Origin of the sequence: Kosakonia sp. N21 (genome assembly GCF_050587465.1) — a bacterium.
GTDB lineage: Bacteria > Pseudomonadota > Gammaproteobacteria > Enterobacterales > Enterobacteriaceae.
On sequence record NZ_JBOBHR010000006.1, the window covers coordinates 64,475 to 77,618 of the forward strand.

Annotated in this window: 11 protein-coding genes; 4 read left to right on the forward strand and 7 right to left on the reverse strand. The window is 52.7% G+C overall.

Annotated features, from left to right (window positions below; all coding sequences use genetic code 11):
• Positions 1-171 precede the first annotated feature (171 nt).
• Positions 172-1,347 (reverse strand): oligogalacturonate lyase family protein, encoded by a 1,176-nt coding sequence (locus ACQ3G7_RS15540; RefSeq protein ID WP_263099449.1) that lies wholly within the window; start codon positions 1,345-1,347, stop codon positions 172-174.
• Between the two features lie 484 nt (positions 1,348-1,831).
• Between ACQ3G7_RS15540 and kduI the strand changes: the two genes are divergently transcribed.
• The 4 genes from kduI to ACQ3G7_RS15560 all read left to right on the forward strand — a co-directional run bounded on the left by kduI (position 1,832) and on the right by ACQ3G7_RS15560 (position 5,682).
• Complete coding sequence (kduI, locus tag ACQ3G7_RS15545) at positions 1,832-2,668, forward strand: 5-dehydro-4-deoxy-D-glucuronate isomerase (RefSeq protein ID WP_263099450.1); 837 nt, start codon at positions 1,832-1,834, stop codon at positions 2,666-2,668.
• Positions 2,669-2,728: 60 nt separating this feature from the next.
• Positions 2,729-3,490, forward strand: a complete 762-nt coding sequence (gene kduD, locus ACQ3G7_RS15550) for a 2-dehydro-3-deoxy-D-gluconate 5-dehydrogenase KduD (protein ID WP_430890495.1) — start codon at positions 2,729-2,731, stop codon at positions 3,488-3,490.
• A 313-nt stretch (positions 3,491-3,803) separates the two neighbouring features.
• Positions 3,804-5,222 (forward strand): arabinose-proton symporter AraE, encoded by a 1,419-nt coding sequence (gene araE / locus ACQ3G7_RS15555; protein WP_263099452.1) that lies wholly within the window; start codon positions 3,804-3,806, stop codon positions 5,220-5,222.
• Between the two features lie 124 nt (positions 5,223-5,346).
• A complete protein-coding gene (locus ACQ3G7_RS15560; protein WP_430890496.1) occupies positions 5,347-5,682 on the forward strand; it encodes a colicin E1 family microcin immunity protein in 336 nt (111 codons plus the stop codon).
• A 20-nt stretch (positions 5,683-5,702) separates the two neighbouring features.
• Here ACQ3G7_RS15560 and ACQ3G7_RS15565 read toward each other — a convergent pair whose 3' ends face one another.
• The 6 genes from ACQ3G7_RS15565 to ACQ3G7_RS15590 all read right to left on the reverse strand — a co-directional run bounded on the left by ACQ3G7_RS15565 (position 5,703) and on the right by ACQ3G7_RS15590 (position 12,682).
• The gene (locus ACQ3G7_RS15565) at positions 5,703-6,914 is read right to left on the reverse strand and encodes a colicin-like pore-forming protein (protein ID WP_430890497.1); all 1,212 of its coding nucleotides are present in this window, start codon (positions 6,912-6,914) and stop codon (positions 5,703-5,705) included.
• 321 nt (positions 6,915-7,235) lie between these two features.
• Positions 7,236-8,366 carry an oligogalacturonate lyase family protein gene (locus ACQ3G7_RS15570; RefSeq protein WP_430890498.1) on the reverse strand — a complete coding sequence of 377 codons (1,131 nt, stop codon included), beginning with the start codon at positions 8,364-8,366 and terminating at the stop codon, positions 7,236-7,238.
• A gap of 80 nt (positions 8,367-8,446) precedes the next feature.
• Positions 8,447-9,736 (reverse strand): ABC transporter substrate-binding protein, encoded by a 1,290-nt coding sequence (locus tag ACQ3G7_RS15575; RefSeq protein WP_430890499.1) that lies wholly within the window; start codon positions 9,734-9,736, stop codon positions 8,447-8,449.
• A 20-nt stretch (positions 9,737-9,756) separates the two neighbouring features.
• Positions 9,757-10,884 carry an ABC transporter ATP-binding protein gene (locus ACQ3G7_RS15580; protein WP_430890500.1) on the reverse strand — a complete coding sequence of 376 codons (1,128 nt, stop codon included), beginning with the start codon at positions 10,882-10,884 and terminating at the stop codon, positions 9,757-9,759.
• Between the two features lie 12 nt (positions 10,885-10,896).
• On the reverse strand, positions 10,897-11,799 hold the full coding sequence (locus ACQ3G7_RS15585; protein WP_061493305.1) for a carbohydrate ABC transporter permease: 903 nt from the start codon (positions 11,797-11,799) through the stop codon (positions 10,897-10,899).
• Positions 11,792-12,682 carry a carbohydrate ABC transporter permease gene (locus ACQ3G7_RS15590; protein ID WP_061493306.1) on the reverse strand — a complete coding sequence of 297 codons (891 nt, stop codon included), beginning with the start codon at positions 12,680-12,682 and terminating at the stop codon, positions 11,792-11,794. Before ACQ3G7_RS15590 ends, ACQ3G7_RS15585 begins: the two co-directional genes overlap by 8 nt.
• Positions 12,683-13,144 lie beyond the last annotated feature (462 nt).

The window sequence follows — 13,144 nt, forward strand, 5'->3', positions numbered from 1 at the left end:
CCTGGCGGCCGAATCACTCAGCACCACCCGAACTCCGTGGAGCCAACTGAAATGCACACTATTCCGGGCAAACGCCGGTCTGTGAACGCGAAAATTTATCCTGGCATCGACGGGTAAAAAAAAGCCCCCCAGGAGGAGGGCAAGGCCAGTTACAGAAACACGACTAAAAATTTATGCCTGCAGCATGACGCGCTGCGCGGGAAGTTTTGCGATATAGAGCGCCGGTTTGCCGTCTTTATCAGAGCTGTACAAAATGGCGCTGTCGTCCGGGGTAAACGAAGGATGCGGATGTGTCACCTGGCGGCTGTTTGCCACCGTCGCCCATGAGGTGTCATGACGGGCAACGCGGAAATAGGCCTTTTGCGCCACGTCAAACACATACAAATAGGGATCGTTATCAATGGTGTAGCCGCTGGTGTCTTTCACATCCACCGGCGTACCGGAACCATCGCCGACCAGCAGCGTACCGTCAAAGTTACTCATCAAGTGAGAGCAGGCTGGCATCGGCATCACGGCTTCGTTTACGCCACTGTCCGGGTTAAAGCGGTAAATCGTGCGCCCTTGTTTACCCTTCAGGTACGAGACATACACTAGCGCGGAGCCGTTTGGCACCCAGAATTCGTGCGTGCAGCTTTCGCCTTCGGCGTGATCTTTCACTTTACGCACATGGCTGCCATCTTCATTGACCAGCCACATCCGCGCGTCCACCAAGTCATGAGGACCCTCATGACAAAACGCCACGGTATTGTCATCGAACGGGCGGTAGATCGGGTGACCGAGCCAGTTTTTCTCTTCATGGATGACGCTGCTTTGACCGTTTTGCAAATCCACGCGCAACAGACGGCAGTGCGGGCCTTTATGGAAGAAATCGTGGAACAATTGCCAGCTGTTCAGCGGTGTCCAGTCGCTGGCGGCAATCTCAATACCCACCAGTTTGGTGCAGTCGCTGTTGGCAACCCAGGTACCGTAGCCTACCCACTCATCCGGTACGCGGTAGATTTCACGTTCGGCCAGCGTCTGCAAATTCACTTCGCGCAGCGTACGGTCATTCTTCACGTAATAGAGGGTGCTGTCGTCTGGCGAGAGAAAGCCGCCAAAGGTGTTATCGCCTGCGCCTTCCGTCAGTTGTACGGCTTCTGCATTCGCGATATCCAGCAGGTAGTAGTTCCAGTTGCCATCAAATTCACCGGCAAACAACAGATGACTGCCATCGTTAAAAAAACACTTCTGATAAAAGTAGTTCCGGTGGCAGGTCACTTCCGGCGGGGTTAAGCGGGTGATTTCCGCGCCGGTGTCCGGATCGCGGCTGACTGCGTATTGCAGTTTTACCCGCATGCCTTTTGCCATATCTCACTCCTTTAAAGGGTCCGGTGGGCAAGCAAGCGCCCTAATGTGACCACAGATGCTTTCAAGTTTAAAAACTGGGTATTAATTTATCAAAACAATGTTTCAATATGTGTGATTGCTGACGCACTTTATAAGAAAAGCGCAAAACAGGACGCAATAAGGCAACGGAAAATGCGCGACTTTGATTTTAAACAGGAAAAGTGCTCTTCGACTGTCAAAACTCAAAGACGCTCTTAAATTCTTGTTTGCTATGATTAATTTAACGGAAATTTTGCCGCTCTCTCAATATGGCGGCGCTGTCAACGCCGAACATTCGTGATCGGACTTACAGATCTTGAAAGAAGTAACAGAAAAAGTGAAACGTCGTTTTATTTACGATTGAAAACACGTTTTAGCCGGGATAAGATGCACTAATACAAGAAACGGAACATTGTTTCTCTTCTGTTGAGTGACGTTTCGGTCAAAATTTACTTCGGAGGTTATTGTGGAAGTCAGACAAAGCATCCACAGTGCGCACGCAAAAACGCTGGACACCCAGGGCCTGCGCAATGAGTTTTTAGTCGAAAAAGTCTTCGTCGATGACGAATACACCATGGTCTATAGCCACATTGATCGCATCATTGTTGGCGGCATCAAACCGGTGAAGAAAACCGTGTCCGTGGGCGGCGAAGTGGGTAAACAACTCGGCGTCAGCTACTTCCTTGAGCGTCGTGAACTGGGCGTGATCAACATCGGCGGACCGGGCACCATTACGGTTGACGGTCAGTGCTTTGAAATCGGCCACCGCGATGCGTTGTATGTGGGCAAAGGGGCGAAAGAGGTGGTTTTCGCCAGCATCGATAGCGCGAAACCGGCGAAGTTCTACTACAACTGCGCGCCTGCGCACATGACGTTCCCGACCAAAAAAGTGACGCCAGCCGATGTTGCACCGGTCACTCTCGGCGATCCGCTAACCAGCAACCGTCGCACCATCAATAAATACTTCGTGCCGGACGTGCTGGAAACCTGTCAGTTGAGCATGGGGCTGACTGAGCTGGAGCCGGGCAACCTGTGGAACACCATGCCGTGCCACACGCATGAACGCCGGATGGAAGTCTACTTCTACTTCAATATGGAAGAGGACGCCTGCGTATTCCATATGATGGGCCAGCCGCAGGAAACGCGTCATCTCGTGATGCATAACGAACAAGCTGTAATTTCTCCAAGCTGGTCAATCCATTCGGGTGTGGGTACGCGCGCGTACACCTTCATCTGGGGGATGGTGGGGGAGAACCAGGTCTTTGATGACATGGACCACGTCGCTGTAAAAGATCTGCGCTAGTCGCGGGCAGCATAAAACCATGCCTGTCCGGTACAGGCGCTGATAGATTAAGGAACAAACATGATTCTGGATGCATTTTCTCTTCAAGGTAAGGTTGCGGTAGTGAGCGGTTGCGATACCGGTCTCGGTCAGGGCATGGCGCTGGGTCTGGCGGAAGCAGGCTGCGACATCGTTGGCATCAACATTGTTGAACCGACGGAAACCATCGAGCGTGTCACTGCGCTGGGTCGTCGTTTTCTCAGCCTGACAGCCGATCTGCGTCAGATTGACGGTATTCCGGCACTGCTGGAGCGCGCGGTGACGGAATTCGGCAAAATCGATATTCTGGTCAACAACGCCGGTTTGATCCGTCGCGAAGACGCGATCAACTTCAGCGAGAAAGACTGGGATGACGTGATGAACCTGAACATTAAAAGCGTGTTCTTTATGTCTCAGGCCGCGGCGAAACACTTTATCGCGCAGGGTCACGGCGGCAAGATCATCAACATCGCTTCCATGCTCTCCTTCCAGGGCGGCATCCGCGTTCCGTCTTACACCGCGTCGAAAAGCGGCGTTATGGGTGTGACCCGTCTGCTGGCGAATGAATGGGCGAAGCACAATATCAACGTCAACGCCATTGCGCCGGGCTATATGGCCACCAACAACACCCAGCAACTGCGCGCCGACGAACAACGTAGCGCGGAGATCCTTGACCGTATTCCGGCTGGCCGTTGGGGGCTGCCGAGCGACCTGATGGGGCCCGTTGTGTTCCTCGCCTCTCAGGCGTCTGATTACATCAGCGGCTACACCATTGCCGTGGATGGCGGCTGGCTGGCGCGTTAAGTCCCCGCCTGCGTCCGATAAAAACCTGCCAGTGGGCAGGTTTTTTTATATCCGCATATTATTTGTCCATATGTCACTGCTTAAAAAATCCATATCCTTTTATCTTAATTAGCAGGCTTTGTTTAAAAATTTATTACAAATAAAGGAGTTAAAAATAGTTTATGGCTTAAACGTTATTTTCAAAATTGTAAACTCCATCACAAAACATCATGCCACAGCGAATTTATCCATATCTTCGCGTTTTATAGACTGACGCTCGTTCACGCCGCTGACTTACTTTCATAAGACATCTTATTCTGTGCAGGCGAAAAAAATGGCATCTATCAGTAATGAGTCTGTAGTTTTACCGCGTGCGCTGCGTGATACCCGGCGTATGAACCTGTTTGTCTCTGTCTCTGCGGCAGTCGCCGGGCTGCTGTTTGGCCTGGATATCGGCGTGATCGCCGGTGCGTTGCCGTTTATTACCGATCATTTCACCTTAAGCAGCCGGTTGCAGGAGTGGGTCGTCAGCAGCATGATGCTCGGCGCAGCGCTCGGCGCACTGTTCAATGGCTGGCTCTCTTTCCGCCTCGGGCGTAAATACAGCCTGATGGCGGGTGCCGTGTTGTTTGTTGCCGGATCGCTGGGATCGGCTTTCGCCGGTAACGTGGAACTGTTGCTGGTGTCCCGCGTGGTGCTGGGCGTGGCGGTGGGGATTGCCTCCTACACCGCGCCACTCTATCTGTCGGAAATGGCCAGCGAAAATGTGCGCGGCAAGATGATCAGCATGTATCAACTGATGGTGACGCTGGGCATTGTGCTGGCGTTCCTCTCTGATACGGCGTTCAGCTACAGCGGCAACTGGCGGGCGATGCTCGGCGTGCTGGCGCTGCCGGCCGTGTTGTTGATTATTCTGGTGGTGTTCCTGCCCAATAGCCCACGCTGGCTGGCGCAAAAAGGGCGACATATCGAAGCGGAAGAGGTGTTGCGCATGCTGCGTGATACCTCTGAAAAAGCCCGTGAAGAGCTGAATGAAATTCGCGAAAGCCTGAAGCTAAAACAGGGGGGATTCCAGCTGTTTAAAGCTAACCGCAATGTGCGTCGTGCGGTATTCCTCGGCATGTTGTTGCAGGCAATGCAGCAGTTCACCGGGATGAACATCATCATGTATTACGCGCCGCGTATTTTTAAAATGGCGGGATTCACCACCACCGAGCAGCAGATGATTGCCACGCTGGTGGTCGGACTGACCTTTATGTTCGCCACGTTTATTGCGGTATTCACGGTGGATAAAGCCGGGCGCAAACCAGCGCTGAAAATCGGCTTTAGCGTGATGGCGCTGGGTACGCTGATCCTTGGTTACTGCCTGATGCAGTTTGATAACGGTACGGCATCGAACGGGCTTTCCTGGTTGTCGGTCGGGATGACCATGATCTGCATCGCCGGGTATGCAATGAGCGCGGCGCCGGTGGTGTGGATCCTCTGTTCAGAGATCCAGCCGCTGAAATGCCGTGATTTCGGCATTACCTGTTCGACCACCACCAACTGGGTGTCGAACATGATCATTGGCGCGACCTTCCTGACACTACTGGATGCGATTGGTGCGGCGGGCACTTTCTGGTTATATACCGCGCTGAACCTGGTGTTTGTCGGGATTACCTTCTGGCTGATTCCGGAAACCAAAAACGTCACGCTTGAGCACATTGAACGCCGACTGATGGCGGGCGAGAAGCTGCGTAACATTGGGGTATAACCACAGCGCGTGGCGCTGACGGGCGTCACGCTCACATTGCTGGTGAAAAGCGCGTGCAACGTTGCTGCTTTTTATGGTGATATTAATCAGTTACGGTTGATAAATCATAAGGAATGGGCGCGTTATGACCGCGAAATACTACTTCAAGAATATTTTTTGGGGGATGTTTTTTCTGTCCGGTTTTGCCTGGGCATGGAGCCAGGATATGCAGGATCGCGTCTCTCAATACTTCTTTGTGTTATCGCTCTTTAGTTGCCCGCTCTACCCGTTAGCCAAAAAAGGGGTTGAGACCCTGGCGCTGACGTTTACGACGCGAGCTTTCTGGCAGCGGGGATATTTCAAAGAGACGCCGGGGAAAAACGGGCTTTATGCCTTGTATTACGGCGCGTGCTTTTTGTTCGCGGTGCCGCTCGGGTTGGTGTATTTGCTCTATCTGTTGCTGAAGAAAAAGGCCGGTTAATACCGGCCTTTGGTTTGCCATTACACGCCTAACAGGGCATTCGCTTTGGTGATAAAAGCCTCGTCGACCAGCGCGCCGACGATGGCCATCATCAATGCAAACCCGAGGATGCCCAGGGCGCTGCCGGTGATGGCGCTGAACACGAACGCCGTCAATGCCGTTGCCGCGTTACCTGCCGCGATGGCTTCCACTTTCACAAAGAACGGACGCCAGTTTTTGGTACGGATAGCCTTCGGCAGTTCGACCAGGATCGCATCATACGCATCGATGGCTTTACCCACATAACCAAACCCTTTGCTGAACTTCGCCAGGCTGCTGGCCATGTTGGCGCGGTTCACGGACTCCAGCGCTTTTGCAATCGCTTCGCGATCGGCCACGCTGTATTTTTTATCCAGCACGGCCTGATAGCGATCGAAAGCAGCCAGCGCCTGTTCAACGTTGCGGATCTTCTTGCCTTTGGCGGCTGCGGCCAGCTCCTGGGCAACTTTCGCCGACTGTTCGCTGAATTTCGCCGTCACCTCTTTGTAAAAATCGGCGGTAAATTTCACCGCGTCTTTAACGTCCGCGCGTTGCGCTTCGCCCTGCTTATACGCCTGGGTCAGCGCAGGCACTTCCTGTTCAACGGTCACGATGCGGGTATGCTCGTTGCCGTTTTTCCCACCGCCACCGGTGGTGATCTCCCGGCGAACTTTGGTCATCACTTTACCGTTACTCAGCCAGTAGCCGGAAGGCAATACGCCCTGCAATACCGTCACAAACTGACCAACCGATGAAGAGGCGATCGTGTCGGCGTTGAGCCCGCCTTTGCCGTTATTCGGTTGCTTGCCTTGCAGCGGATGACCGGAGTTGAAGTCGCCAATCGCAACCGTCACGCCATTACCGCGAAGGCCCATCACCAGGCCAGACAGGCCAATGTCCGTCGCTTGATCGGCCGTTAACCCTTCAGCCGAAATGCTGAGCATGCCATTGGGTTTCACTTGTTCAATTTTCAGTTTCGTTAACGGGTTAATGGTGCGGGCGGCCAGAATCAGGTTCGCCAGCTTCTGACGGAGCGCCTGATCATTCTGGATCGCGGCCAACTGTTTTTGCGCCGGCGTCGCGTTCGCTGAACCACCGTTATCACGATCGCCGCCATGTCCGTTTGAACCGCCGCCAGGTGACGGCTCTGAACCGCGTTCTGAACTCCAGTTGGTACCATCACCTACGCCACCGCCATAGTTAAATCCAGGCATATTGTTTTCCTCTTTTGTCATTTTTTGAGTTGGATTGGGGAAATCCGGTGCGCATCTTTTTGAAGACCAGAGACGTTCTGCCACACCGAATGTGCTGTATATAAAAACAGGTATTTTGCTACAGCAAGGGCGATGCTACGCCTGAGATATTCACCCCGTCAATAGCCATGATTAAATAAAAATTATAATAATAACAACTAGTTGTGTGGTTTTTGAGTAAACATCAAAGGCTGGAAAAGCGCGTAAAAAGGGGGGCGGAAAGCGTGCAAAAAAGCGTCAGGAAAGAGGCCCTCATCGTGGCGAAGAGGGCGGAGGGAACACTCAGACTTTGGCTAAATAGAGCGCAGGCATGCCTTCAGCGTCTGAGGTATAGAGCACCCACTGGTTATCCGGTGAGAATGACGGGTGCGGGTGGGTGACCTGGCGGTCGCCATCCAGCACTTTCCAGCTACTGTTATGCTGGCAGATGGCCGTTTGCTCGCCGCTTTGCACATCAAACACCCAAATAAAGGGATCGTTAAGATGAATATCTCCGGTGTGATGGGGCGCGCCGTCACCGACCACCAGACTGCCGTCATCGTTGCTCATCAAATGAGAACAAGGGGGGATCGCCATAAGCTGGCGGTTTTCCAGCGTCTGCGGGTCGGCGCTGAACAGATAGCGCCGGGCGTCGTTTTCCCGGTGCGCCACGTAATAGAGCGCGGAGCCGTCCGGTACCCAGAATTCATGGGTAAAACTTTCGCCAGCCTCATGCTGACGTACCTTGCGCAGGTTGCTACCATCTTCGTTGATCAACCACATGCGTGCATCAATCGCATCGCGCGGGCCTTCATGGCAAAACGCCACGGTTTTATCGTCAAACGGGCGGTAGATCGGGTGCCCCAGCCAGCGTTTTTCTTGCAGCAACGTGCTGCGCTCACCGCTTTGCAGATCGATGCGGATCAGCCGGCATTCCGGGTTGGTAAAGTAGAAATCGCGGAATTTTTGCCAGTCGGTTAACGGCTGCCAGTCGCTTTTTTTAATCTCGATGCCCACCAGCTTGGTGCAGTCGGAATTGGCGACCCAGGTGCCGTAAGCTACCCAGTCATCGTCCACCTGATAAACGACATACTCTTCCAGCGTGGTCAGATCGACGCGGCGTAATTCACGGGTGTTTTTTACATACCATAGCGAGTGGTCGTCGGCGGACAAAAAACCGCCAAAGGTATTATCTCCGGCCCCTTCGGTTAACTGGGTGGCCTCGCTGCGGGCGATATCCAGCAGGTAATAGTTCCAGTGGCCTTCGAATGCGCCGCCAAAGATCAGTTTCCCGCCATCGCGGGTAAAGCATTTTTGGTAGAAGTAGTTACGGTGACAAATAATGTGCGGAGGCGTCATCCGGATAACCTCGCGCCCGGTATGCGGATCCTTCTGGCTACGGTATGTCAGCGGGATGATTTTGCCTTTTGCCATGATCTTCTCTCCTGATCCTCTCTCCATAGATAAAAAAATACCCTGCCGGATCCGGCAGGGTAGGGTGTGACGGTAAAACCTTAGCGCATGGCGCGTTTCAGAATGCGCTCAGCCTGACGTTGGAAGTCTGCGGCGGTTTCTTCCACCGTTTTCTGACCATAGTCGATGTACTGAATTGCCGTGCCGAACTGGGCAACAATCTGCGGATCGTCAAAATACGGCGACACAGAGAGTTTGGCTGGCAGCGACTGCGCCAGACGCAGGCCCGCAACAGCCGGATCTTCCGCTTTGATTGCGCCATTGGCGGTCAGCGTCTGAACTGCGGCTTTGCTCAACGGTACACCACGCTCCAGACCGAGGGTTTCCGCGCCTTCTTTGCTGTTCAGCAGGAAGTTAATCACCTGTGCGGCTTCTTTCGGGTGTTTGGTGGATTTACCAATCGACAGCATTTGCGCCGGTTTGAAGAACAGACCTGCATCCGTTGCGCCTGGCAGCATCGGGTATTCACCCAGCACCAGTTTGGCTGGCGGCTTCAGGTTGTCGGAGTATTTGGTGATGGTGGAGTTCCACATGTAGGTACCGGCCCATTCACCTTCGATCCACGGCTTCATTTCATACATGTTGCTCTTACCGAACGATGCATAGTACTTCGCGTCCGGCATCACGTGGCTGTCGACCAGTTTTTTATACATCTGGAAGAATTCCACCCACTGCTCATTGGTGTAGCTGAATTTCTTCGCTTTCTCGTCAACGGCAGGAATATTGTATTTCTGCACCATGTACGAGTTCAGCAGCGCCAGCGTATCCTGGTGCTCCAGCACCACCGGGTAGTACTGCTTGCCCAGTTTGCTTTCAAACGTTTTGCCCGCCGCTAACAGCTCATCCCAGGTTTTCGGGAAGGCGACGCCCGCTTTTTTCCACTGCTCATCGTTGAAATAGAACACGCGTGCGGTGACGGAGATCGGAATACCGTTCAGTTTGCCGTCCACGGTGGTGGATTTCAGCTCTTTGGCGTCGAACTGGCTCAAATCGATAATGTCTTTCACCTGGTTCAGGTCGTAAAAACCGTCACCGGATTTTGAGAAGATCGGCAGCCAGTTCCAGTTGGTCTGCATCACGTCCGGCTCGGTGCCGCCCGCGATTTGCGTGGTCAGACGGGAAAGGTGACCGTCCCAGCCGGTGTACTCAGACTTAACCGTAATATTCGGATGCTGTTGATGAAATTCTTCCAACGCTTTCAATGTCACCTGATGACGACCGTTGCCCCCCCACCAGGACATACGCAGGTCTACATTATCAGCGGCAATAGCGGGTACAGCGCACATGCCCAGAGTTGCGGAGATAACGGCGCCTGTTAGCACTTTTTTCATTTTTATACTCCAGTTTTAATTTACAGAGAGATGTTCTGTTCCGTTTTTGCGTCAAAAACATGACACTTATTCATATCAAACTTAAAGTACACCTTCCGGTGAAGTCCCTTCTCAATCAGAGGCTTAGCTTCATCAGACGGAATTCGGGCGGTCAGCTCGTAGTCGCCGACTTTCAGATAAACAAAGAACTCGTGTCCCATGTTTTCTACGCGCACCAGGTCGCCGGAACCGCAATCGTCGGCAAAAGGCTGATCGGCGACGGAGACAAACTCCGGACGCACGCCAAAGAACACCTCTTTGCCTTCATAATCCGCGACTTTTTCCTGCTGGCGGGTATTCAGCGCCAGCGTGTCGTGACCGACCGTGATATGTAACTGGTCGTCTTTTTTCACAATTTTCGCCGGTTTGATGTTCATTTCCGGCGCACCGATAAAGCCCGCCACGAACATGTTTTTCGGGAAGTGATAGAGATTGTCCGGGGTATCCACCTGCATGATGTGACCGAGTTTCATCACGCAGATACGGTCGCCCATGGTCATCGCTTCCGTCTGATCGTGGGTCACGTAGACGGTGGTGGCCGGTTTACCGGACTTCTTGAGCTGCTTGTGCAGGTCGGAAATACGGATACGCATGGAGGCGCGCAGTTTGGCGTCGAGGTTAGACAGCGGTTCGTCAAACAGGAACACGTCCGGTTTCTTCACAATCGCACGGCCTACCGCCACACGCTGTGCCTGGCCACCGGAAAGCTGGCGCGGCAGCCTGTCCATCAGTTCTTCCAGCTCAAGGATTTTTGCCGCTTCATCCACTTGTTTGGTGATTTCGTCTTTCGGCATCTTGCTGAGCTTGAGACCAAACGCGAGGTTTTCGCGCACGGTCATATGCGGGTAGAGCGCATAGTTCTGGAACACCATCGCAATACCGCGCGATTTTGGCGCGAGGTTGTTGACGATCTTCTCACCGATGCGCACTTCACCGCCGCTGATGGTTTCCAGACCGGCGAGCATACGCAAGGTCGTGGACTTGGCGCAGCCGGACGGGCCGACAATCACCATAAATTCACCGTCGGCGATTTTCAGGTCGATACCATGTACCGCTTTGAAGCCGTTGGAGTAAACTTTTTCCAGTTTGTTGAAAATAACTTCAGCCATGATACTTCCCTCTTAACCTTTAATTCCGCTGCTGGTCACGCCCTGTACGAAGTAGCGCTGTGCCAGGAAGAAGACAATGATGGACGGCAGAATGGAGATACTCGCCATTGCCAGAATTTCGTTCCACGGTGCGCCTTCGGTCACGTCAATGGACATTTTCAGCGCCAGTGCGATGGGGTACTTATCCACGCTGTAGACATAAATCAGCGGACCGATAAAGTCGTTCATCGACCACATAAACTGGAACAGCGCCACCGAGATAATCGCCGGTTTCAGGATCGGCACCACCACGTACCACAACACCTGCCAGGAGTTACAGCCGTCGATCTGCGCCGCTTCTTCCATGTCGCGCGGCACACCGCGCAGGAACTGAATCAGCATAAAGACGAAGAACCCGTGGGTGGCGAACGCCGTTGGCAGATACAGCGGCATATAGCTGTTGAGCATGCCCATTTCACGGAACATCAGGTACTGCGGGATCAGCAACACGGTGCTCGGCAGCAGCATGGTGGCAATAAGCGTACCGAACCAGAAGTTCTTCCACGGGATCTCAAAGCGGGCAAAGCCGTAAGCCACAATGGTGGAGGAGATAATGGTCAGGATCACTTTCGGGATCACATACTTAAAGGTGTTCAGCATGTAATGACCGAAGGTGTATTCCGTGCCGGTTTTCCAGCCGTTGATAAACCCGTCCCAGGTGGCGTGCTGCGGCCACAAACCCAGCGTGGTGAAGATCTCGTGGTTCGGTTTGAACGATGCCGAGAACATCCACGCCAGCGGGTAGAGCATCAGCAGGCCGACAAACAGCAGGATCACATAGCGGATCCACGCGCTCACTTTCTCGCGGCGCAGGGTACGCGCCACTTCACGCTCTGCTTCCTGCATGCCCGGCGTGACGTGTTGGATATCAGCCATTTTTGCCTCCCTTATCGGCAGAGTAGAACACCCAGTATTTCGACGATTTAAAGGCGATAGAGGCAAAGACCGCCACCACCAGGAACAGAACCCAGGCCAGCGCCGCGCCATAGCCCATATCGAAATACTTGAAGGCCGTGTCGTAGATATAGAGCGAGAACAGATAGGTGTAGTAGGTCGGGCCGCCGCCGGTGATGACATACGGGCCGGTGAATTCCTGGAACGCCTGGGTGGTCTGCATAATGAAGTTGAAGAAAATAACCGGCGTGATCAGCGGCACGGTGACTTTCATAAACATCTGCCATTTGCTGGCACCGTCGATCATGGCTGCTTCGTATTGAGACTGCGGTACGTTTTGCAGCGCGGCAAGGAAGATAACCATCGCCGAGCCAAACTGCCACACGCGCAGTAATGTCACCGACATCAGCGCCAGCGACGGTTCGCCCAGCCAGTTAACCGGATCAAGGCCAAACACGCCGATAAAGCTGTTCAGCAGACCATCAATGGCAAACAGCGCGCGCCACAGCACGGCGATAGCCACTGAGCTCCCGAGAATCGAGGGAATATAGTAAGCAGTACGGAAAAAGCCGATACCGCGTAATTTAAAGTTCAGTACAAAGGCAATACCCAGCGCGAAAGCAAGCTTCAGCGGGATGGTTAAAAATACGTACGCGAACGTTACGCCCATTGATTTCCAGAAGAGGGTGTCTTCAGTAAACATGTAGCGATAGTTTTCGATGCCGTTAAATACCGGCGGGCTCATCAGGTCATACTCAGTAAAACTGAGAAAGAACGATGAGATGAACGGGAATGCCGTAAAGACTATCAACCCAATAACGTAGGGTGATATCCAGGCCAATCCCAGTAGTCTGTTTTCATTCATACATACCTACCTGGCGAACAATGGTGTAATACGGATTCGGAGATTAACTTCTTTCCCCTGACGCCTGGGCGTTTGGGGGTAAAAACAGGTTCTGTGCGTGCGCCTGATCACAATATTTAGCGTAATCAATGCGATGTGAATCTTTAACTGCCCGAAATCATTAGCAATCTTCCGGGTTTTAAAATCCTATCAACTTGCGTTCTTGATTTGTAAAACATCGTTTTAAAATATTTTATTGCGTTTTGATTTGCCGTCATTCGATTAATTCGCGAAATGTGATCAAAGTCGAAACGATGTTTCAATAAGGTGAGGTGGATGACATTTTTGCCGAAAAAACACAGGTTTCGCCGGAAATAAAAAACGCTGACGGCATCTGCCAGAACAGTGGAAATATCGCTGAATGAAATCATTCAATATTTAAACAATTATCTGGCGAAGTGTTTTTCAGGGAAATTAATCAAA